Annotated in this window: 19 protein-coding genes; 11 read left to right on the plus strand and 8 right to left on the minus strand. The window is 72.8% G+C overall.

From position 1 onward, the window contains the following. The first annotated feature begins 55 nt into the window (after nucleotides 1–55). Together PUR26_RS19025 and PUR26_RS19030 are read left to right on the plus strand one after the other, a co-directional pair. Nucleotides 56–1,390, plus strand: a complete 1,335-nt coding sequence (locus PUR26_RS19025; RefSeq protein ID WP_329873603.1) for a wax ester/triacylglycerol synthase family O-acyltransferase — start codon at nucleotides 56–58, stop codon at nucleotides 1,388–1,390. A gap of 304 nt (nucleotides 1,391–1,694) precedes the next feature. Next, on the plus strand, nucleotides 1,695–2,555 hold the full coding sequence (locus tag PUR26_RS19030) for an Fpg/Nei family DNA glycosylase (RefSeq protein WP_329873604.1): 861 nt from the start codon (nucleotides 1,695–1,697) through the stop codon (nucleotides 2,553–2,555). 54 nt (nucleotides 2,556–2,609) lie between these two features. On the opposite strand, the gene PUR26_RS19035 is transcribed toward PUR26_RS19030, so the two are convergent. Then, nucleotides 2,610–3,266 (minus strand): hypothetical protein, encoded by a 657-nt coding sequence (locus PUR26_RS19035; protein ID WP_329873605.1) that lies wholly within the window; start codon nucleotides 3,264–3,266, stop codon nucleotides 2,610–2,612. A gap of 105 nt (nucleotides 3,267–3,371) precedes the next feature. Here PUR26_RS19035 and PUR26_RS19040 point away from each other — a divergent pair, with 105 nt between their 5' ends. The 5 genes from PUR26_RS19040 (at nucleotide 3,372) to PUR26_RS19060 (ending at nucleotide 8,093) form a co-directional block, all read left to right on the plus strand. Further along, a complete protein-coding gene (locus PUR26_RS19040; RefSeq protein ID WP_329873606.1) occupies nucleotides 3,372–4,115 on the plus strand; it encodes a LytR/AlgR family response regulator transcription factor in 744 nt (247 codons plus the stop codon). Nucleotides 4,116–4,406: 291 nt separating this feature from the next. Continuing rightward, nucleotides 4,407–4,676: a hypothetical protein gene (locus PUR26_RS19045; RefSeq protein ID WP_329873607.1), complete on the plus strand. Its 270-nt coding sequence runs from the start codon at nucleotides 4,407–4,409 to the stop codon at nucleotides 4,674–4,676. Nucleotides 4,677–4,753: 77 nt separating this feature from the next. Further along, complete coding sequence (locus tag PUR26_RS19050) at nucleotides 4,754–5,152, plus strand: hypothetical protein (RefSeq protein WP_329873608.1); 399 nt, start codon at nucleotides 4,754–4,756, stop codon at nucleotides 5,150–5,152. Next, nucleotides 5,149–6,882, plus strand: coding sequence for a sodium/solute symporter (locus tag PUR26_RS19055; protein WP_329873609.1), 1,734 nt, complete (start codon nucleotides 5,149–5,151; stop codon nucleotides 6,880–6,882). The genes PUR26_RS19050 and PUR26_RS19055 overlap by 4 nt, the downstream gene beginning before the upstream one ends. Beyond that, nucleotides 6,879–8,093, plus strand: coding sequence for a histidine kinase (locus PUR26_RS19060; protein WP_329873610.1), 1,215 nt, complete (start codon nucleotides 6,879–6,881; stop codon nucleotides 8,091–8,093). The genes PUR26_RS19055 and PUR26_RS19060 overlap by 4 nt, the downstream gene beginning before the upstream one ends. Before the next feature lie 44 nt (nucleotides 8,094–8,137). Here PUR26_RS19060 and PUR26_RS19065 read toward each other — a convergent pair whose 3' ends face one another. Continuing rightward, a complete protein-coding gene (locus tag PUR26_RS19065; RefSeq protein ID WP_329873611.1) occupies nucleotides 8,138–8,689 on the minus strand; it encodes a hypothetical protein in 552 nt (183 codons plus the stop codon). A 176-nt stretch (nucleotides 8,690–8,865) separates the two neighbouring features. Continuing rightward, entirely contained in the window at nucleotides 8,866–9,405 is a 540-nt protein-coding gene (locus PUR26_RS19070) for a sigma-70 family RNA polymerase sigma factor (protein ID WP_329873612.1), read from the minus strand. Nucleotides 9,406–9,858: 453 nt separating this feature from the next. On the opposite strand from PUR26_RS19070, the gene PUR26_RS19075 reads away from it, so the two are divergent. Then, the gene (locus PUR26_RS19075; RefSeq protein WP_329873613.1) at nucleotides 9,859–11,076 is read left to right on the plus strand and encodes a CapA family protein; all 1,218 of its coding nucleotides are present in this window, start codon (nucleotides 9,859–9,861) and stop codon (nucleotides 11,074–11,076) included. 4 nt (nucleotides 11,077–11,080) lie between these two features. On the opposite strand, the gene PUR26_RS19080 is transcribed toward PUR26_RS19075, so the two are convergent. Together PUR26_RS19080 and PUR26_RS19085 are read right to left on the minus strand one after the other, a co-directional pair. Next, nucleotides 11,081–12,529, minus strand: a complete 1,449-nt coding sequence (locus PUR26_RS19080; protein ID WP_329873614.1) for an amino acid permease — start codon at nucleotides 12,527–12,529, stop codon at nucleotides 11,081–11,083. A gap of 283 nt (nucleotides 12,530–12,812) precedes the next feature. Next, nucleotides 12,813–13,283: a universal stress protein gene (locus PUR26_RS19085; protein WP_329873615.1), complete on the minus strand. Its 471-nt coding sequence runs from the start codon at nucleotides 13,281–13,283 to the stop codon at nucleotides 12,813–12,815. 244 nt (nucleotides 13,284–13,527) lie between these two features. Here PUR26_RS19085 and PUR26_RS19090 point away from each other — a divergent pair, with 244 nt between their 5' ends. Further along, on the plus strand, nucleotides 13,528–14,349 hold the full coding sequence (locus PUR26_RS19090) for a polysaccharide deacetylase family protein (RefSeq protein ID WP_329873616.1): 822 nt from the start codon (nucleotides 13,528–13,530) through the stop codon (nucleotides 14,347–14,349). A gap of 16 nt (nucleotides 14,350–14,365) precedes the next feature. Here the strand turns inward: PUR26_RS19090 and PUR26_RS19095 are convergent, their stop codons facing one another. After that, nucleotides 14,366–15,022 (minus strand): class F sortase, encoded by a 657-nt coding sequence (locus tag PUR26_RS19095; RefSeq protein ID WP_329873617.1) that lies wholly within the window; start codon nucleotides 15,020–15,022, stop codon nucleotides 14,366–14,368. A gap of 310 nt (nucleotides 15,023–15,332) precedes the next feature. Here PUR26_RS19095 and PUR26_RS19100 point away from each other — a divergent pair, with 310 nt between their 5' ends. Then, nucleotides 15,333–15,842 (plus strand): hypothetical protein, encoded by a 510-nt coding sequence (locus tag PUR26_RS19100; protein WP_329873618.1) that lies wholly within the window; start codon nucleotides 15,333–15,335, stop codon nucleotides 15,840–15,842. A 180-nt stretch (nucleotides 15,843–16,022) separates the two neighbouring features. Here PUR26_RS19100 and PUR26_RS19105 read toward each other — a convergent pair whose 3' ends face one another. Beyond that, nucleotides 16,023–16,763, minus strand: coding sequence for a hypothetical protein (locus PUR26_RS19105; protein WP_329873619.1), 741 nt, complete (start codon nucleotides 16,761–16,763; stop codon nucleotides 16,023–16,025). A gap of 196 nt (nucleotides 16,764–16,959) precedes the next feature. Next, the gene (locus tag PUR26_RS19110) at nucleotides 16,960–17,724 is read right to left on the minus strand and encodes a bestrophin-like domain (protein ID WP_329873620.1); all 765 of its coding nucleotides are present in this window, start codon (nucleotides 17,722–17,724) and stop codon (nucleotides 16,960–16,962) included. 812 nt (nucleotides 17,725–18,536) lie between these two features. Here PUR26_RS19110 and PUR26_RS19115 point away from each other — a divergent pair. After that, nucleotides 18,537–19,562: an SCO0930 family lipoprotein gene (locus PUR26_RS19115; RefSeq protein ID WP_329873621.1), complete on the plus strand. Its 1,026-nt coding sequence runs from the start codon at nucleotides 18,537–18,539 to the stop codon at nucleotides 19,560–19,562. The last annotated feature ends 176 nt before the right edge of the window (nucleotides 19,563–19,738 follow it).

The following is a 19,738-nucleotide window of genomic DNA, read 5'->3' on the forward strand; positions in this document are numbered from 1 at the left end:
CGGCCCGATCGGGGCCTCCCTGGTCATCCGTAGCCTTCTAGGACATGAGGATCCCTTGAGCAGTGAGCTGCTGGCACCTCTTGATCTGGCCTTCTGGCACCTCGAATCGGCCGAGCACCCCATGCACCTCGGGGCGCTCGCCCGGTTCGACCCCGGCCCCCGTGACACGGGTGGCGTACTGGAGCTGCTCGCCGGGCGCGCCGCCGCCATCCCCCGGCTGAGGATGCGGGTCAGGGACGTACTGCTGCCGGTCGGGGGCGCCGCGTGGAGCGTCGACCAGACCTTCGACGTGCACCGGCACGTCCGGCAGGTCCGGCTGCCCGGCGGCGACTTCGCGGCCGAGGCGGCCCGGCTCGCCGGTGAGCTGATGGAACGCCCCCTCGAACGGGGACTGCCGCCCTGGGAGATGTACCTGCTCACCGGGGCGCCCGGCGGCCCCTTCGCCGTCCTGGTCAAGCTCCACCACGCACTCGCCGACGGCATGAGGGCCGTCGCCATCGGCGCCGGGATCTTCGACGAGATCGCGGGCGCCCGCGCCCCGGGACGCCGGCGCCCCCGCGCCGTACCGCCCCGCTCCTGGCTGCCCGGCCCGTGGACCGGCGCCCGGGGGCGTCTGGAGGAGCTCGGGCGCGCCCTGGGCGTGGGCGCGTCGGTCGTGCTGGCCAGCCGCCTCGATCCCCGTGGCACGCCCTCCCTCGCCGCCAGCTCCAGCGGGACACGCCGGGTGGCCACGGCCGAACTCGACCTGGAGGAGGTGCGCCATGTGCGCCGGGTGACCGGCGGCACCGCCAATGACGTGCTGCTCGCGGTGGTCGCCGGAGCGCTGCGCCACTGGATGCTGGAACGCGGGGAGCCGCTGCCCGCCGCCGACCCGCGCGCCCTGGTGCCCGTATCCCGCCGCAGGCCCGGCGTCCGGCCCGACTCGGGCAACCGGCTCTCCGCCTACCTGCTCGATCTGCCGGTCGGCGACCCCGACGCGGTGAGCAGGCTGCTGTCCGTCCGGCGCGACATGGACCGCAACAAGGCGGCGGGGCCGCTTCGCGGAGCGGGCGCGGTGGCCGTGCTCGCCGATCAACTGCCCCCGCTGGCACACCGGTTCGGGGCTCCGCTGGCCGGCAGCGCGGCACGGATGCTCTTCGACGTCCTGGTCACCAACGTGCCGCTGCCGCGTTCCAGCCTCTCGCTCGGGGGCTGCCCCCTGCGCGCGCTCCACCCCATGGCGCCGCTGGCCCGCGGCCAGGCCCTCGCCGTGGCGATGGCTCCGTACGGAGGCCAGGTCCATGTGGGCCTCGTCGCCGACGGCAGGGCCGTGCCCGACCTGGACCGTGTCGCGTTCGGCATGCACGCGGAGCTCACCGACCTCGTCAAGGCCACCGACGGCCCCCGCTGATCCACCGATACGGCCCCGGCCGAGCCGCCGACGGCCCCCGCTGATCCACCGATACGGCCCCGGCCGAGCCGCCGATGGCCGTCCCCGCCGATGGCCGTCCCGCGGGGGGAGCCGTCCGCACCGGCGCTCCTCGGCGCCCCCGCCCCGGCCGGGACGCACCGCACACCCGTGGCCGCCCCACAGGACGGCCCGCCCGGCCGCACCCCGGGCCGCGGAGCGTCCGCGTCGGCCGGACGGCATCCCCCGCGCCACCCGCGACGCCTTCCGTGAGGCGAGCCGCACACCGCTGCGGCAGGCTGGAGGCATGCCCGAACTGCCCGAGGTCGAAGCGCTGCGAGAGTTCCTCGACGAGAACCTGGTGGGCAAGCGGATCGCCCGCGCTCTGCCCGTCGCGATCAGCGTGCTCAAGACGTACGACCCGCCCCTCGGCGCACTCGACGGTGCTACGGTCACCGCCGTCGGCCGGCACGGGAAGTTCCTCGACATCGAGGCGGGCGGGCTCCATCTGCTGATCCATCTCGCCCGGGCGGGCTGGCTCCAGTGGAAGGACGTCCTGCCCTCCGGCCCGCCGCGCCCCGGCAAGGGGCCGCTCGCCCTGCGGGTCGCGCTGACCGGAGGCGACGGCTTCGACCTCACCGAAGCAGGTACCGCCAAACGCCTGGCCGTCCACCTCGTGTCCGACCCGGCCACGGTGCCCGGCGTGGCGAGGCTCGGGCCCGATCCGCTCGCCGACGGCTTCGACCGCGCCGCCTTCGCGGCCCTGCTCGCGGGGGAGCGCCGCCGGATCAAGGGAGCCCTGCGGGACCAGAGCCTGATCGCGGGCATCGGCAACGCGTACAGCGACGAGATCCTCCACGCCGCCCGGATGTCGCCGTTCAAGCCCGTCCAGAACCTGGACGAGGAGGAGACGACCACGCTGTACGACGCCATGCGCACCACCCTGGGCGATGCCGTCGCGCGCTCCCACGGGCTCGCGGCGGGCCGGCTCAAGGCCGAGAAGAAGAGCGGGCTGCGCGTCCACGGCCGTACCGGCGAACCGTGCCCCGTCTGTGGCGACACCATCCGCGAGGTGTCCTTCAGCGACTCGTCGTTGCAGTACTGCCCCACCTGCCAGACGGGTGGGAAGCCGCTCGCCGACCGGCGGATGTCCCGTCTGCTGAAGTGACGTCTGCCGAAGTGACGCCTGCCGAAGTGACGTCGGCGCCGCCCGAGGCCGAGGTCAGGGGCGTACGGACACCAGCCGTTCCCCGTCCGTGGCCCGCACTTCCAGTCGTTCGATGTCACCGAGGCGCAGCGCCGTGCTCGTCTCCACGACCGGCTCGTCGCCGTCCGGGACGGCCCAGTTCAGCACCGCCCGCTCCGCTCCGTCCGCCCCGACGACGACCAGCTCGCACACCCGCGGCGCGCTCACCCCCGCCACGCGCAGCGCCACTTCCGTACCCCACTCCCGGTCCCGCAGCGCCACCGCCGCCGCCACCCCCGTGGCGGCGTCCGTCGCCGAGACCCGCCGCATCGCCGGATCGTCGTCGCCGAGCAGCAGGAACCCGCCCGGCACCGCCACCGCCAGTGCCGCGGCCGCCGCGACGAGATGCGTCCGCAGGCGGCGGGCGGGCGGCCGGGCCCGCCCACGACGCCGGCCGCCCCGCCGCGCGGCACGCCTCCCGCCCGCGGCCGACGCGTCCGGCGCGCTCCACGGCTCCAGGGGCGTGTTCCCGGCCAGTTGTGCCAGAGCCCTCGTCGCCGCGCCGAAGTCCGCCAGCTGAGCCGCGCACGGCACGCACCGGGACAGATGCTCCTCGCACCGCGAAGCGTCGGCAGGCTCCAGCGCGCCCAGCGCGTAAGCGGCGACATCGTGATGCCGCTCCTGCAGACCCATGGGTGTGCCTCGATTCCCCGTACACGCGTATGTGATGTGCTTACGTGAACTGGTACGCACACGAGTGGCTTCTCGCTCAATCACCCCCCGCTTACACTCCGCACCATGCTGCGCGTACTGGCCGTCGACGACGAAGAGCCCGCTCTCGAGGAACTGCTCTACCTCCTGCGCTCCGATCCGCGGGTGCGCAGCGCGGAGGGCGCCACCGACGCGACGGAGGCTCTGCGCCGTATCGGCCGCGCCCTGGAAGCGGGCCCCGACGGCGAGGAAAGCGTCGACGTCGTCTTCCTCGACATCCACATGGCGGGGCTCACCGGACTGGACATCGCCCGTCTGCTGGCGGGGTTCGCCCGGCCGCCGCTCATCGTCTTCGTCACCGCCCACGAGGGTTTCGCCGTGCAGGCGTTCGACCTCAAGGCGGTCGACTACGTGCTCAAACCGGTCCGCCGGGAAAGGCTCGCCGAGGCCGTGCGGAGGGTCAGCGAACTGTCCGCGCCCGCCCAGCCCGGCCCGGCGCCGGAGCAGGTCCCGGTCGAGCTCGGCGGCGTCACCCGTTTCGTGCCGGTCGACGACATCGCGTATGTGGAAGCCCAAGGCGACTATGCGCGTCTGCACACGGACGAGGGGAGCCATCTCGTGCGCATCCCGCTCTCCACGCTGGAGGAGCGATGGGCGGCCCGGGGCTTCGTACGCATACACCGGAGCCACCTCGTCGCGCTCGGCCGCATCGACGAACTGCGGCTGGACGCGGGGGCGACCACCGTGCGCGTCGGAAGCGCGGAGCTCGCCGTCAGCCGCCGACACGCCCGTCACCTGCGCGACCTGCTCATGCGGCACACCCGCGGCTGACCTCCGTCCGTGGGGGCGCGCGTCACGGAGCCGGACACCCGCCGACGCCACACCGTGATGGCCAGGCCGGTGACGGCCCCGAACGTGACGGTGCCGAGCCGCGACGAGGCCGGCCGAGCAGTGACGGTGCCGGTCCGTGACGGCCCGGTCCGTTCGCCGGCCGGACCGTTCGACGCCCGGTCGTGGGCCGTTCGCCGACCCGGCCCCACCGCACGGCGACGGGGCGCCCCACCGGCGCCGGAACCGCCACGGCGCTGCTCCTACCCTTGATCCGGAAGGGGGCCTGTCCTGATGTCGGAGATCGAAGCGCTGCTCCAGGAGCTGCGCGCGCTGCCGGACCTCCGGCCGGCCGGCCCGTGCGAGGTCGAGGCGCTGCTGGCCGGCGCCAGGAGCGCGGCCGGGCGCTGGGCCGACGTGCTGTACGAGATCCGGGATTCCGTCCACGGACTCGTCGGCCCCCATGCCGCGGCCGCCCTGGAGATGGCCTTCCGGCGGGCCGAGGAGTCCTACGTCGAGCTGGAGATCGCCCTCGGCGACGTCACCCGGCGCACGGGACGGTGACCCCGGCAACGGGTCTACCTTCGGTAATGCCTTCTGCGTAGACTCCAGCAACCGATCCACGCGACCCACGGACGACGATGTCTGCAGAGCCCCAGCCCGTGCGCCGGCCCCGGCGCGAGACCGTCACCGGCGTACCGCGCGCCGGCCGCCGCCCCCCGGGCCACACCCCCGCCCGCTCCGAGATCAGCGAGCAGACCACCCTCGGGCACACCTACGTGCGGGCCCTGATGCGCAGCCAGCTGCGCGCGGCGCTCTACGCGCTGGGCACGCTCGCCCTCCTCGTCGGCTCGCTGCCCCTGCTCTTCGCGCTCCCCGCGGCCGCCGCTCCCCACGGCCCCGGCCTGTCGCCCGAACCGTTCGTCTGGGCCGCCCTCGGCTTCGGCGTCTACCCCGTCATGTGGCTGGTCGCCCACGGGTACGTGCGCCGGGCGGAGCGCAACGAACGGGACTTCACCGGCCTCGTGGAAGGACGGTGAACCAGGCCTACGCGGTGGCCGCCGTCACCGTCGTCGTCCTGGCCACCGTGCTCATCGGCGCGCTGGGCCTGCGCATATCCCGCACCACCTCCGACTTCTACGTCGCCTCCCGCAGCGTCAAGCCCGGCCTCAACGCCGCCGCGATCAGCGGCGAGTACCTCTCCGCGGCCTCCTTCCTCGGCATCGCCGGACTCGTCCTGCTCCAGGGCCCCGACATGCTCTGGTACCCGGTCGGCTACACCGCCGGATACCTCGTCCTGCTGGTCCTCGTGGCCGCCCCGCTGCGCCGCTCCGGCGCGTACACCCTCTCCGACTTCGCCGAGGCCCGACTGGAGTCCCCGCAGGTCCGCCGCCTGGCCAGTCTCTTCGTCGTCGGCATCGGCTGGCTCTACCTGCTGCCCCAGCTCCAGGGCGCGGGCCTCACCCTGGAGATCCTCACCGGCGCCCCCGACTGGGTCGGCGGGCTCGTCGTCGCCGTCGTCGTCACCGGAGCCGTCGCGGCGGGCGGCATGCGCAGCATCACCTTCGTCCAGGCCTTCCAGTACTGGCTCAAGCTCACCGCCCTGCTGGTGCCCGCGCTCTTCCTCGTCACCGCCTGGCTGGGCGACGACGCGCCCCGCGCCGGGTTCGACGCCCCGGCCGTCTTCCGCCAGCACACCTCCGTCACGATCGACGACACCGTACGCGTCGACCTCGACAGCCCCCTCACGCTCGGCGTCTCCGGGCACGTCGATTCCCTCGCGTACGACGGGCAGGAGGTCACCCTCGCCGAGGGCACCCACCGCGTCGAGGCCGGCACGACCCTGCGCTTCCCCGAGGGCGCCCACGTCCCCGAGCGGGCCGCCACCGGCGCCGACCCCCTCGGCTGGTCCCAGCCGCTGTCCGGCGGCCGTGACGGCAACCAGCTGTACGCCACCTACGGGCTGATCCTCGCCACCTTCCTCGGCACCATGGGCCTGCCCCACGTCGCCGTCCGCTTCTACACCAGCCCCAACGGCCGCGCGGCGCGCCGCACCACGCTCGTCGTCCTCGGGCTGGTCGGCGCGTTCTACCTGCTGCCGCCCGTCTACGGCGCCCTCGGCCGGATCTACGCCCCGGAGCTGGCCCTCACCGGCGCGGCGGACGCCGCCGTCCTCGTCCTGCCCGACCGGATCCTCGGCGGACTCGCCGGGGACCTGCTCGGCGCCCTGCTGGCGGGAGGGGCGTTCGCGGCGTTCCTGTCGACGGCCTCCGGCCTGACCATGTCGGTGGCCGGGGTCCTCAGCCAGGACGTGCTGCCGTCGCGCGGCGTGCGCCACTTCCGGCTGGCGACACCGATCGCCATGGCCGTGCCGCTCACCGTCAGCGTGTTCGCCACCAATGTGCCGGTCGCCGACGCGGTGGGCCTCGCGTTCGCCGTCTCCGCGTCGTCCTTCTGCCCCCTGCTGGTCCTCGGCATCTGGTGGCGCCGGCTCACCCCGCCGGGCGCCATGGCCGGACTCCTCACCGGCGGAGGGGCCGCGCTCACCGCCGTGATGGCCACCCGGGCGGGCCTCGCGCCGGAGGGCTGGCCCCACACCCTGATGGCCTGGCCCGCCCTCTGGTCGGTGCCCCTCGGGTTCCTGACCATGATCGCCGTGTCGCTGGTCACGCCCCGGCACATACCGCCCGGCACCCCCGCCATCCTGGCCCGGCTGCACCTGCCCGAGGACCTGGCCGGCCGGCCGCAGCCCGAAGGAGCCGAACGATGAGCGGCACGGTCCTGGCCGCCCTGGCCGCCGTCGGAGCGGTGCTGCTGGCCGCCGGGTTCGCCCTCGGCCGGCTGACCGTACGGCGGGGGAGCGAGAACGTCCACGACCTCGGCACCCCCGTCGAGCGCGCCACCTTCCACACCCTGCACACCGCCTCGCTCGCCGCGCCGCCGCTGCGCGCCGGGCTCACCGGGGACACGGCCCGCAAGGCGGCCCGCCGGCTGCGCTCCCTGCTGGGCACCGAGGCACTGTGCCTCACCGACCGCACCGCCGTGCTCGCCTGGGACGGGCCCGGCGGCTCCCACCACCGCGAGCAGGTGATGGAACGGGTCGCCGAGCTGCTCGACTCCGGCCGCAGCCAGAGCGTGCGGGCCGGCTGCGACGACCCCGACTGCCCCCTGCGCTGGGCGGTCATCGCCCCACTGACCGGCGAGGAAGGCGTGCTGGGCGCGCTCGTCGCCTACGGCTCCCGCGAGTCGGCCGTCCTGGTGAGGGCGGCGACCGAGGTGGCCCGCTGGGTCTCCGTACAGCTGGAACTGGCCGAGCTCGACCGGTCCCGCACCCGCCTCATCGAGGCGGAGATCCGTGCCCTGCGCGCCCAGATCTCCCCGCACTTCATCTTCAACTCGCTCGCCGCGATCGCCTCCTTCGTCCGCACCGATCCCGAACGGGCCCGTGAGCTCCTCCTGGAGTTCGCCGACTTCACCCGTTACTCCTTCCGGCGGCACGGCGACTTCACCCAGCTGGCCGACGAACTGCGCTCCATCGAGCAGTACCTGGCCCTCGCCGGCGCACGCTTCGGCGACCGGCTCCAGGTGACCCTCCAGATCGCCCCGGAGGTGCTGCCGGTGACCCTGCCGTTCCTGTGCCTGCAACCGCTGGTCGAGAACGCCGTCAAGCACGGCCTGGAGGACTCCCGCACGGCCTGCCGGGTGACCATCGCCGCCCGGGACGCGGGCGCCGAGGCCGTCGTCACCATCGAGGACGACGGCGTCGGCATGGACCCCGACGTGCTGCGCTCCCTCCTCGCCGGCGAACGCCCCCCGTCGTCCGGCCTCGGCCTGCCCAACGTCGACGAACGGCTGCGCCAGGTGTACGGGGACGACTACGGCCTGGTCGTCGAGACGGGCGTCGGCGCGGGCACCAAAGTCACGGTGCGGATCCCCAAATACCGTGCGGGCGTCCACCGCGGCCCGTCCTCGGTGTACTGACCCGGAGCGTTGTTCACACGGCTGATGGGCGAAAGGCCGCAGCCTCAGAACAGCCGCAGGGCCAGGTGGCCGAGGGGCAGGCCCAGGTGCCAGGCGGGCAGCCAGACCCGGGCCGACTCGTCCACGGTGACGTCGGCCGCCGTGGCGGGCGGGCGGACATCGAGGTCCGTGGCCAGTTCGGTGGCGAGCAGCTCGGTGCTCTCCAGCACACGCCAGGTCTCCAGAGCGAGGTCCAGGTCCGGCTCGCCGTTACCGCCCGCGCGCTCCCGCCGGGCGGCCAGCCCGGCGCGTACCCAGTCCCGCCAGGGGTGGCCGCAGGAGGTGCGGATCAGCCACTCGTCGAGCATGGCCTCGGTCCCGGAGCCGTTGACGGTTCCGGCCGGGACGCCGCCACCGGCGCCGGCGAGGCCGTCCGTGCCGTCGCAGAGGTAGATCGTCAGGGCGAGCGTGCGGCGGCCCGCGCGGTACTCCAGCGAGCCGGGTTCGACCAGATCGCCCACCCGCATCAGCTCATCGGCCAGATACTCGGCACACAACCAGGCCATCGGGACCGCCAGCCCGCCTCCGCCGGTGCCGTTCGTGCTCTCGGGACGCAACGTTCCCACCTTCTCCCGGACGCTTCCGTGCTTGTCTCGACGACGAGCCTCCACCGTGAGGCACGGCTCCGGGCCGCTCTTTGCTCAACTTGACGCTGTGGTTTCGCATACGTTCCGCCCTGGTCCGTGACGCACGGGAGCGGAGGTGTCGAGGGTGCCGACAGGGGCGCAAGGGGTCAGCCGGGGAGTGAGCCGGAGAGGGTGCGGCTGTAGCCGGGGAGGCACCGTCCGAGCGCCCGCAACGCGTAGTGGGAACGCGACTTGACCGTCCCCGCCGGTATCCCGAGATCGGCCGCCGCCTCGTTCACCGTCAGGCCGTGGAAGTAGATCCGCACGAGGACCGCGCGGTGCTCCGCGCTCAGCTCCCGTACCGCCGCGCGGACGTCGAGCGCGGCGACCGCCGATTCGGTGACGTCCGCGGGGTCGGGCGTCGTCTCCAGCACCCCGTCCCCGATCTCGGTGGGGCGGGCCATGCGGGAGCGGCGGGCGTCGATCGCGAGGCGCCGGCCGACCGTGAAGAGCCAGGGCCGCATCGACTCGTACGGAGCCTCGAACGCCTCGGGGTGCTGCCACGCCCGCACCAGCGTCTCCTGCACCAGGTCCTCGGCGCGCTGCCGGTCGCCGTAGGTCAGCCCCAGCAGGAAGCTCAGCAGCGCGGGCCCGTGGTCACGCTGGAGCTCCACCAAGGCCCGTTCGTCGGTGGTCGCCGTCGTCATCGTCAACACCCTTTCCCGCCGTACCCGGCCCTTGCAGCGGTATCCGAACGCATGAAGGCGCGGAGGGACAGGCGGCGCACCGGGATGTGCGGCGAGCGGTCGCACCGGTCGGCGAATGGTGCGGCGAACGGTCCGGCGGGCCGCTACCGGCCACTCGTTCGGATCGTGCAGCGGGCACGGGGGCGCCCCCACCGCGTCGCCTCCCTCCTCCGCCGTGCGATCCGTCCCCTCGGCCCCGGAGGGCCTGGTGATCCCCGGCACCCGGCGCCGCTCACCGATCCGGCCCCGTCCGAGCGGAAGACTTCAGGTCCGTTTCGGGTAATTTATGCGATTATGCAGTATTAATTATTGACTGCGGCTTTCGTCCCGTGTGGATTCGAGTGGGTCCACCACGCCCTCCAGGCCCTCCCCACGGCCCCGGAAAACCTCGAAGCCCCTTACGGAGCCCGGTCCATGACCACACTCACGACGCGACGGAAGACGGTGGCCGCCACCGCCGTACTGCTCCTGGCGACGGCAGGCTGCGGCAGTCCGCAACCCCCGCGGACCACGACGGTGCACAGGGAAGCACCCGCCGGGCCGGCCCCCGGCAAGGAGGCCCCCGGCCCCTCGTCGGCCGGCGGAGCGGCCGCCGCCGAACGCCCCTTCACCCTCGTGGCCAGCGGCGACATCCTGCCGCACGACTCGGTCAACCAGCGGGCCCGCGCCGACGCGGGCGGCCACGGCTACGACTTCACCAAGATGCTGGCAGGCGTCCGCCCGGTGGTCTCCTCGGCCGACCTGGCGATCTGTCACATGGAGACGGTGTACGGCCCCGACGGCGGCCCCTTCACCGGTTACCCGGCCTTCAAGTCGCCGCCGCAGATCGCCGCCGCCCTGCGCACCACCGGTTACGACTCCTGCTCCACCGCCTCCAACCACACACTGGACGACGGCAGCGCCGGGCTGGGCCGCACCCTGGACGCGCTGGACAAGGCGGGAGTCCGGCACGCCGGGTCGGCGCGGACCGAGGCCGAGGCCGCCCGTCCGACGCTGCTCCGGGCGGGCGGCGCGACGGTGGCCCACCTCGCCTACACCTACGGCACCAACGGCTTCCCGCTGCCGGAGGGAGAGCCCTGGGCGGTCAACCTCATCGACGAGAGCCGGATCGTCGAGGACGCCCGGGCGGCCCGCACGGCCGGCGCCGACGTCGTGGTGGTCAGCCTGCACTGGGGCACCGAGTGGCAGACCGCCCTCGACGACCAGCAGCTGACCCTGGGGCGGGGTCTCACCGCCTCCGCCACCGACGGCCGCCCCGACATCGACCTGATCCTCGGCACACACGCCCACGTCCCGCAGGCCTACGAGAAGGTCAACGGCACCTGGATCGTCTACGGCATGGGCGACCAGATCGCCGGCGACATGATCAACAACCTGGGTGCCCGCGACCCGCGAGGCAACCAGGGCACTCTCGGCCGCTTCACCTTCGCGCCGCCCGCGGTACCCGGACAGCGCTGGGAGGTCAGGAAGGCGGAGTTCCTGCCGCAGTGGTACAACACCGCGACCGGCAGGGTCATCAACCTGAACGCGGCCATCGAGCGGGGCGAGGACCACACCGAGGTGCGCGATGTGATCCGGCGGGCCGTCCTCGACCGCGGCGCGGCCGAGGACGGTCTCCTCATGGGCAAGTAGGCCGTCAGAGCCCTGGCCCGGGCGGCCGCGTGTCCGTCCCCCGGGCCCCGGCCTTCGCCAGTTCCGACCGGTGGTACGAGTAGCCGAAGTACACCACCAGTCCGATCAGGAACCAGACACCGAACCGCAGCCACGTCTGCACCTGCAGGAACGTGATCAGCCAGATCGAGAAGATCACCCCGATCGCGGGAACGAACGGCATCCCGGGCGTGCGGAACGTGCGCGGGAGGTCCGGCCGCTTGTAGCGCAGCACGATGACCGCGATGCACACCACCACGAACGCGAGCAGAATGCCGATGTTCGTCAGCTCCGCCGCCTCCCCGATCGGCAGGAAGCCGGCGATCGCCGCCGACGCGAACCCGACGATCCAGGTCACCCGGGTCGGCACGTGCCGTGTCCGGTGCGTCTTGGCGAACCACTTCGGCAGCAGTCCGTCACGGCTCATCGAGAACCACACCCGGGTGACGCCCAGCATGAAGGTGAACATCACGGTCAGGATGCCGATGATGGCGCCCACGGCGATCACGTTCGCGAGACCGCCCAGTCCCACGGCCTTGAACGCCGTCGAGAAGCCGCTCTCCGGGTCGATTTCCGTGTAGTCCTGCATGCCCGTCAGCACCAGGCAGGCCAGCACGTACAGCACCATCGAGATGGCGAGCGAGTACAGGATCGCCTTGGGCATGTGCCGCTGGGCGTCCTTGGACTCCTCCGCCGCCGTGGACATGGCGTCGTACCCGAAGACCGCGAAGAACACCGTGGCCGCACCCGTGAAGGCGCCGCTCACACCGAAGGGGAAGAAGGGGGTGTAGTTCGAGGTGTCGATGTGGAAGAAGCCCACGACGATCACCAGCAGGACCACCAGCACCTTCAGCACCACGACGACCGTCTCGAAACGCGCGGCGTTCTTAATGCCGAGCGTCAGCAGATAGGCGATCAGCAGACAGAGCACCGCGGCGAAGAGGTCCACCTGATGGCCCTCGCCCGTCCCCGGCGCCCCCAGCATCCAGGTGGGCAGCTCCAGGCCCATCTCCCCGAGGAGGAAGTTGAAGTAGCCGGAGATGCCGATCGCCACCACCGCGACGATGGCGGTGTACTCCAGCAGCAGGTCCCAGCCGATGAACCAGCCCACGAGCTCCCCGAGGACCGCGTAGCCGTAGGTGTACGCCGAGCCGGCCTTGGGGATCAGGCCGGCGAACTCGGCGTAGCTGAACGCGGCGGCGGCGCTCGCCACACCCGCGATCAGGAACGAGATCAGCACGGCGGGACCGGCGACGCCGTTCGCCACGGTGCCGGCGAGGGTGAAGATCCCCGCGCCGATGATGCCGCCGACACCGATGGCGGTGAGCTGCCACAGCCCCAGCGTCCGGGTGAGCCGCTGGTCCTCGGTGCCCTCTTCGATCAATTCGATGGGTTTGCGGCGGAGGAATCCCTGCCCCGCACGGATTCTGGCCATGAGCGTCACCTCTTTGCAGACGGCATCGGCTGACGGCGGATCATGATGGCCCAGCCGTGCCCCCGGAGGAAGACGACACACGACAAGCGGAAGGCACACCTGCGCGGGGAGCGGGGCAGGGGACACGGCCGGGAGGCCCCGGCCGGAGAACCACGGCCACGGGGCCGCGGCGGCGACACCGCTTCAGGGCCCGCACACAGGGCCTCGCGCACCGCGCGGGCGACCGCAGTGGCCCTCGTGGTCCTTGTGGCCCGGCGCGCGGTGCGGCGGGACTCCCGGGCGGTTACGGGACGACGGTCACGGGCCACCGGCCCGCCTTGACCAGCCGCAGCGCCACCGAACCGATGAACCGGTGCCCTGCCTGCTCGGAGGCGCCCACCACCACGGCGTCCGCCCGCAGCTCGTCGGCGGCCGTCACCAGGCCGGTGTACGGGTCGCCCCGGAAGGTGTGGAACTCCCAGCGGACCTCCCATATGCCCTTCACCCGCTCGGCCGCCGCGCGGATCTCGGCCTCCAGGCCCTCGGCGATCTCCCCGGTCGTCTCCGCGACCGGAACGCCGAGCGCCGTGCCCGCCGGCATCACCGGCTGTACGTAGACGATGGCGAGCAGCGCGTTCTGCCGTCGTGCCAGTCCGCCCGCGTACGCCGCGGCGCGCAGGGAGGACGCCGATCCGTCGACGCCGACGACGATCACCTTCGGACCGTCGGTACCGCGTTCGAATCGATGCGGCGCCGGTTGCTGCTGCTCAGTCACATCCCCCAGGCTATCCGCCGGGCTCCCGCCCCCGGCGCGGCCCTCCTCGGAGAGGGGGTCTCCTCATCGGGACGACCGTCCGCGAGGCGCTGCCGTTACCGCTGGTCCGGTGCCCCTGCCCCCCCGTAACGCCGGACCGTTCCGGTGCCGCTGGTCCCATCGGGTGGATTCGGCGGCACGGCCGGTGTGGGTGAGAAGCGGTCGGCGAAGGCCGTGCGAGCCATTGATAATGAAAAAGGATCAGATGCTTCCGGGACGTCGGATGGTGCTGCGCATCGCCGCCGCGCTCGGGGCCACCGCCGCCGCCGGCCTGTTCTCCGCGGGCCGGTCGAGCACCCCGGGACCGCCCGCCACCGCACCGCCCGGAGCGGCGGGCCCGCACGCCGCCCGGCGCCTCGCCCCCACCTCGTACCGCCTCCAGCCCATGACCGGGTACACCCCCGCGCGCGTCCGGCGGGCCATGCCGCCCGTGCGGCAGCGGCCCTTCCTGCGGGTCTCCGGCGCGGGCCGCTCGATGGTCCTCACCTTTGACGACGGGCCCGACCCCCGCTACACCCCCGACATCCTGCGCATCCTGCGCGAGCACGACGTGCCCGCGATGTTCTTCGTCTGCGGCGAGCAGGCCGCCGAGAGCCCGGACCTGCTGCGGGAGATGGCCGGGGACGGGCACGTGGTGGGCAACCACTCCTGGTCCCACCCGCTCGTCACCAGGCTCGGCCCGTCGCGGATCCGCGAAGAACTGGGGACCACCAGCGAGGTGATCGAGCGGGCCGTCGGGTCGGCGCCGCTGTGGTACCGGGCGCCCTACGGCGCCTGGAACCGGCACTCGTTCGAGATCGGCGCCGAGCTCGGCATGGAGCCGCTCGCCTGGACCGTGGACACGCTCGACTGGACGGAACCCGGTTCCGACACGATCGTGCGCCGGGTCCTCGACGGTGCCGGACCCGGCGTCGTGGTGCTCTCCCACGACGCCGGCGGCAACCGTTCGCAGAGCGTGGCCGCTCTGCGCGCCTACCTGCCGGAGCTGCTGGAGGCCGGCTACCGCCTCACCGTTCCCCGCAGGTGACCCGGGCGGCGGCTGCTCAGCGGGTCTCCACCATGCGGGCGAAGACGACCACGTTGCCGTCGTACCCCCCGGCCTTCGAGTAGCCGCCGCCGCAGGTGATCACGCGCAGCTCGGCGTGGCCGGTGTCGCCGTAGACCCGTACGCCCGGGAAGTCGTCCTTGGAGAAGACCTCGATGCCGTAGACCTCGAAGACGGCCACCCGGCCGTCGTAGCGGGTCACCTCGACGTGCTGCCCCTGCTTCAGGGAGCCGAGGCCGTAGAAGACGGCGGGGCCCGCCTCGTTGTCCACGTGGCCCACGATCACCGCCGTACCGCGCTGGCCGGGGGAGATGCCGTTCTGGTACCAGCCGGCCATGTTGCGGTCCTGGGCGGGGGGCGCGTCGATCCAGCCGCCCAGGTCCAGGCCCACGTCCATCACCGGGGCGTCGACGTCGATGGCGTCGATCCGCACGCGCGCCGCGGGGGCGTAGGCCAGCGGTTCCAGGTACGGCGGCGGAACGGGAGCCGTGCCGAGCCGGCTGTCCGCCGGTGACGTCGCCGCCGCGGGTTGGGGCGGGCCCTCCTTGACGTCGACGCCGTTCCGCATCATCGCGAGACCAGTGAGCATGACGAGAGCCAGCGCGCCCCACGGTGAGCGCCTCCTCGACTCCGAGCGGCCGTGGTCCAGGCCCATGGTTCTCCCTTCGTGGCATCTGCCCGCACGTTAAGCGCGGCGGACCGTCACGGCGATCAGTGAAGGGCGAACGGGTGGCGCGCTTCCCGGTGCTGCGCCATCCGAGTCGCCGCCGGGACAAAATCTCTGACGGTCTGTGACCTGCGGCTCCATCAGCCGAGGGGGCGTCACGTCGGCGTGTCGGCTCACCGGGGTGGACCAGTGCCGAAATGCGATGATCAGCCTCTCTTGTGATGGTTCGTCATGGGAGGCGTACTCGTCGAATTTCCCGGAGCACCGCTTCGGGGCGTCTTCCACTGGAGGTTCAACGATGCGTGCTTCACGCGCCCTCGCGGTGGCCGCCACCGCATGTGTGGCCGTCGGGCTCACCGCCCCGCTGGCCGCCGCCACGGACGGACAGGACGGAAGCAACACCGGACCGCGCAACGTCACGGTCTCCCCGAGCCATGTGCACCAGGGCGGCCAGCTGGCGGTGAGCGCCTCGGGGTGCCCCAACGGCGGCAGCGTCTCGTCCAACGCCTTCCCCAGGACGGCCCTGACCCTCAACCGCTCCGGCCAGTCCGCGGCCACGCCCCGGATCTACGACCACGCCACCCCGGGGCAGTACAACCTGGCGGTGCGGTGCAACAACAACGACTCCCGGGTGGTCACCCGCGTGTTCTCGGTCATCTCCGGGCGCGGCGCGCAGGGTGGTCTCGGTGGCTCCATGGCACCGAGCTCCACCGAGATGACCGTGGGCGCGGCCCTCGTCGGCACGGCCGCCATCGGCGGAGGGCTGTTCATCAGCCGTCGCCGTCGCCTGAGCGGCGAGAAGGTCTGACCGGCCGGACCTCCCGGCGAACGATCACGCCCGTCGCCCCGTGTCCTGGCCCAGGACACGGGGCGACGGGCGTGCGCGGCCCGTGGGCGGTGCAGGGCCCGTGGGCGGTGCGGCGCGCTGCGCGGTGGGGTGTGTGCGGCCGGTCGCGAGCGGCGCCCGTGCCGGTGACGGCCGGCGGGTTCAGTCGCGGCGGGCGGCGGAACGGCGGCGCACCACGAGCACGGCACCGGCCGTGGCGGTCACCACCAGGCCCGCGCCCCCGGCCAGCTGCGCGGTGTTCCACCCCTCCACACTGCCGCCGAGGCCGCCGCGCACGCCCTGCGAGGGCGCCGCGGACACCCCGGCGCCGGCGGGCGTGGCGGTTCGGGCGGGGGTCGCGGTCCGGATCACCGTGGCGGTCCCGGCGGGGGTGGCGGTGGCCGTCCGGATGGTCGTGGCGGTCCTGGTGGCGGTGGCCGTCCGGATGGTCGTGGCGGTGGCCGTCCTGGTCGCGGTCGCGGTGCGGGTGGCCGTGGCGGTCCTGGTCGCGGTCGCCGTCTTCGTCACGGTCGGAACGGCGGTCGAACTGATCGTCGGGGTGTTCGAGGCGACGGTGAGATTCACGGTTCCCGGAGTGCCGCCCGCGCAGCTGAAGGCCACCGTGTAGACGGCGCCCTGCCTGGCGTCCCAGTCGACGGTGGCCGTGGCGCTGCCACCGCGGGGGATGGTGGCCGTGTCGAAGACCCCCGACGACGCCATCGCGGTACCACCGCAACCGGGCGCGGTCAGCACCACCCTGCCGCCCGGTCCGACCGTCGAGGGGCTGACGGCGAAGTCGCCCGGTGCGAAGACGACGGAACCCAGCGCCCCGGCGGCGGTGGCGGTCAGGGCGAGGGCGGCCGCTCCGAGCAGAGCAGCGGAGGCGGCACGTATCGCACGCATGATCGAACCTCCGGGTCCCCGAGGAGCAGCCGCGGAAGGGGTATCCGCACAACTCGTGAAGCGCGCCTCGATGCCCGAAACGCTAGGAGCGCCTTATCACGGCCGCGATCGCAGTCAGGCGAATGGGGCACCGGATTGCCCCGGACGGCCCACGGACTGTTTCCCGTGCGCCGTCCCGCCCCGCCCCCTGCCGGCCTCAGCCGGTCAGATGGGGGAAGAGGGCGACGAACGGTGTGGTGGTCGCCGAGACCCCACGCCCGAACGGCGCGTCGAAGTCCCAGATCAGGAACAGCAGGAAGGCGATCAGCGCGCTGAACACGCCCGCCAGCAGCAGTTCGTTGAAGGTCCGGCGGATCTGGAGCGTGAAGATCATGCCGACGGTGATCAGCGCTCCGACGATCAGGCCGAACCAGACCACCCCGGGCATGGTCGCCCCCGCGCTCTGGCCGCGTGCGTTGCGGGCGTCGTCCGCGGCCGCGACCTGGTCGACGAGCGGCTGGTACGCCTCGCCCTGATGATCGTCCGTCGGCCGGTAGTCGGAGACGCCGCGCCGCACCTTCTCCAGGAGCTCCGTACCCTTCTCGGTGAGCTCACCCCGCTCGGACATGACCTGCCACTCGGTGTCGACGACATGCGAGACGTACGCGTCGACGTCGGCGCGGATACGTTCCCGCACATCGGCCGGCCAGACCTCGACGCGGGTCTCCACCTCGTGCAGGGCCTGTGCCTCGTGGCGGACCGTCTCCTGGGCCGCGCTGCGGGCCTCCCACACCCCGGCGATGGCCAGACCGAGCACGATCGCGTACACCACGCCGATCATCATCGTCATGTACTCGATGACGTCCGGCGTCTCGCTCGGGTCGTCGTCGTCGCCGACGCGACGATGGTTGATCACGACGATGGTCAGGACGACCGTGCAGGCGGCGGCCATCGCGATGGACAGAACAAGCCATTCCGACAAGGCATTCTCCGGTGGTCGGGTCGAGGTGGGTCGGTTCGGTCACGAGCGGGAGCGCGGGCGCAGCGCGGCGGCGGCCAGCACCGCGGGTGCTGTCACCAGCAGCGTCAGGGAGACCAGGGACGGGCCCCCTTCCGGCTCGGCACGCTGTGCGCGCCGGTAGGCGGGCAGGGGGACCGGCGACGGCGAAGGAGGTTTCACCCGGACCGGCGGCGACGGCCGGGGAGCGGGCGGGGGAGCGGGTCGAGGCGGGGGCGGCGGCGCCGGAGGGGCGGGCCTCGGTGCCTCGGTGCGCACCGGCGGTGGAGGCGGTTCGGGTGCCGGCGTGGGTGTGGGCGTGGGCTTGGGCTTGGGGGTGGGCTTCGGTGTGGGTGTGGGGGTGGGCTTCGGCGTGGGCGGGGGAGGAGGCTCCGGAGGCGGGGAAGGAGGCGGTGGCGTCGGTGTCGGGCTCGGGGTACACGTGCGGGAGCCCGCGACGGAGACCGCGTCCTGGCCGCCGGGGCCGACCGAGGCATAGGCGCAGCTGTCCGCCGAAGCGGGCAGCGGGGTGGCCAGCAGCCAGGCGAGGGTGGCGGCGGCGAACAGCCGCGCGACGAACATTCCGTACACGCCGAAGAGCTTGATCAGTCGGAGGCCGTGGCATCAGCCGATCGGCGGCGATTCGCCTGATGGAGGGGTTTTCGGGCGGTCGTGTTTGCGGTTGCCGCAGAAGTTTTTCCCTACGCGTTGAACACGGAGGACGGGACCGCCCGTACATAGGGCCATGAACGGCGCACTTCAACGCCGCGAATGACCTTCGGATAACGGGAGTTGACATGATGACCTGGCGTAACGCCTCGCTCGCGGTGACTGCGGCGGCCGTACTCGCGCTGACGACGGCGTGCGGTCAGGAACAGGGCGACCAGCGCCCCAACGGCCAGTCGGTCGGCGCCGCCGCGCCCGCCGGAGCTCCCGCCGCGAACGGCAACGGCAACGGTTACGGGTCCGGCGCCGGTTACGGGTCCGGTGCCGGTTCGGGGGCCCAGGCGGCCGCCGCCAAGCCGGCCGGTCAACTCGCCATCTGGGACAGCAAGCAGTTCGGTGAAGTGGTGACCGACAGCGAGGGCTTCACTCTCTACCGCTTCGACAAGGACACCACCAGCCCGCCCAAGTCGAACTGCGAGGGCGAGTGCGCCAAGGCGTGGCCCGTGGTCTCCGCCCAGGGCGCCAAGCCCCCGGCCGGCGTGGACGCCTCGCTCATGGGTGAGGTGACCCGCGCCGACGGCAGCAAGCAGCTGACCATCGACGGCTGGCCCATGTACCGGTACGCCAAGGACACCAAGGCCGGCGACGCCAAGGGACAGGGTGTGGGCGGCACCTGGTACGCGGCCGCTCCCGACGGGAAGAAGGCCGCACCCGGTGACGAGGTCGACGAGGAATCCGGTGAGGACAAGGAGACCGGTGACGACAAGGAGGGCGGCGACGCCGCTCCCGCCGACCGGGCCGGGCTCTCGGTGCGAAAGGACCCCAAGCTCGGCGACATCATCGTCGACAAGAACGGAATGACGGTCTACCGGTTCCAGAAGGACTCCGCCTGGCCGATGAAGACCGCGTGCACGGGGGACTGCCTCAAGAAGTGGCCGGTGGTCGAGCCGGTCGACAAGAACGACACCGAAGGCATTAGCAAGAAGGGCAATGTGACGTTCGACCGGCCCGACGGGATCAAGCAGCAGACCATCGACTGCTGGCCCATCTACACCTTCGCCGGCGACGAGAAGCCGGGTGACATCAACGGCCAGGGCGTCGGCGGCACCTGGTTCGCGGTTTCTCCCGAGGGCAAGGTGGTCAAGACGTCCAAGTAGAGTCCCCACGCACGTTTTCGGCCACCTCGTGGTCCGGCCCGGCCGGACCGGACCACCGCACCGGCCCACCGTTCCACGCCCCCCGCGTGGCCCGGTGGGCCGGTCGCACGTGCCGAAGGCGTGTGACCAAGAACGGACCGCTAATTTCCGTTTCCTCTCGCTCTCCTGGCGGGCGA

The organism is Streptomyces sp. SP18CS02 (assembly GCF_036322365.1).
In the GTDB taxonomy this organism is placed as follows: domain Bacteria; phylum Actinomycetota; class Actinomycetes; order Streptomycetales; family Streptomycetaceae; genus Streptomyces.

Excerpts from the sequence above, each read along its gene's own strand:
- PUR26_RS19050 (WP_329873608.1), top strand. The coding sequence starts at position 4,754 with ATGTCTGCAGAGCCCCAGCCCGTGCGCCGGCCCCGGCGCGAGACCGTC.
- PUR26_RS19060 (WP_329873610.1), top strand. The coding sequence starts at position 6,879 with ATGAGCGGCACGGTCCTGGCCGCCCTGGCCGCCGTCGGAGCGGTGCTG.
- PUR26_RS19080 (WP_329873614.1), bottom strand. The coding sequence starts at position 12,529 with ATGGCCAGAATCCGTGCGGGGCAGGGATTCCTCCGCCGCAAACCCATC.
- PUR26_RS19070 (WP_329873612.1), bottom strand. The coding sequence starts at position 9,405 with ATGACGACGGCGACCACCGACGAACGGGCCTTGGTGGAGCTCCAGCGT.
- PUR26_RS19045 (WP_329873607.1), top strand. The coding sequence starts at position 4,407 with ATGTCGGAGATCGAAGCGCTGCTCCAGGAGCTGCGCGCGCTGCCGGAC.
- PUR26_RS19075 (WP_329873613.1), top strand. The coding sequence starts at position 9,859 with ATGACCACACTCACGACGCGACGGAAGACGGTGGCCGCCACCGCCGTA.
- PUR26_RS19040 (WP_329873606.1), top strand. The coding sequence starts at position 3,372 with ATGCTGCGCGTACTGGCCGTCGACGACGAAGAGCCCGCTCTCGAGGAA.
- PUR26_RS19030 (WP_329873604.1), top strand. The coding sequence starts at position 1,695 with ATGCCCGAACTGCCCGAGGTCGAAGCGCTGCGAGAGTTCCTCGACGAG.
- PUR26_RS19105 (WP_329873619.1), bottom strand. The coding sequence starts at position 16,763 with ATGCGTGCGATACGTGCCGCCTCCGCTGCTCTGCTCGGAGCGGCCGCC.
- PUR26_RS19035 (WP_329873605.1), bottom strand. The coding sequence starts at position 3,266 with ATGGGTCTGCAGGAGCGGCATCACGATGTCGCCGCTTACGCGCTGGGC.
- PUR26_RS19095 (WP_329873617.1), bottom strand. The coding sequence starts at position 15,022 with ATGGGCCTGGACCACGGCCGCTCGGAGTCGAGGAGGCGCTCACCGTGG.
- PUR26_RS19115 (WP_329873621.1), top strand. The coding sequence starts at position 18,537 with ATGATGACCTGGCGTAACGCCTCGCTCGCGGTGACTGCGGCGGCCGTA.
- PUR26_RS19100 (WP_329873618.1), top strand. The coding sequence starts at position 15,333 with ATGCGTGCTTCACGCGCCCTCGCGGTGGCCGCCACCGCATGTGTGGCC.
- PUR26_RS19090 (WP_329873616.1), top strand. The coding sequence starts at position 13,528 with ATGCTTCCGGGACGTCGGATGGTGCTGCGCATCGCCGCCGCGCTCGGG.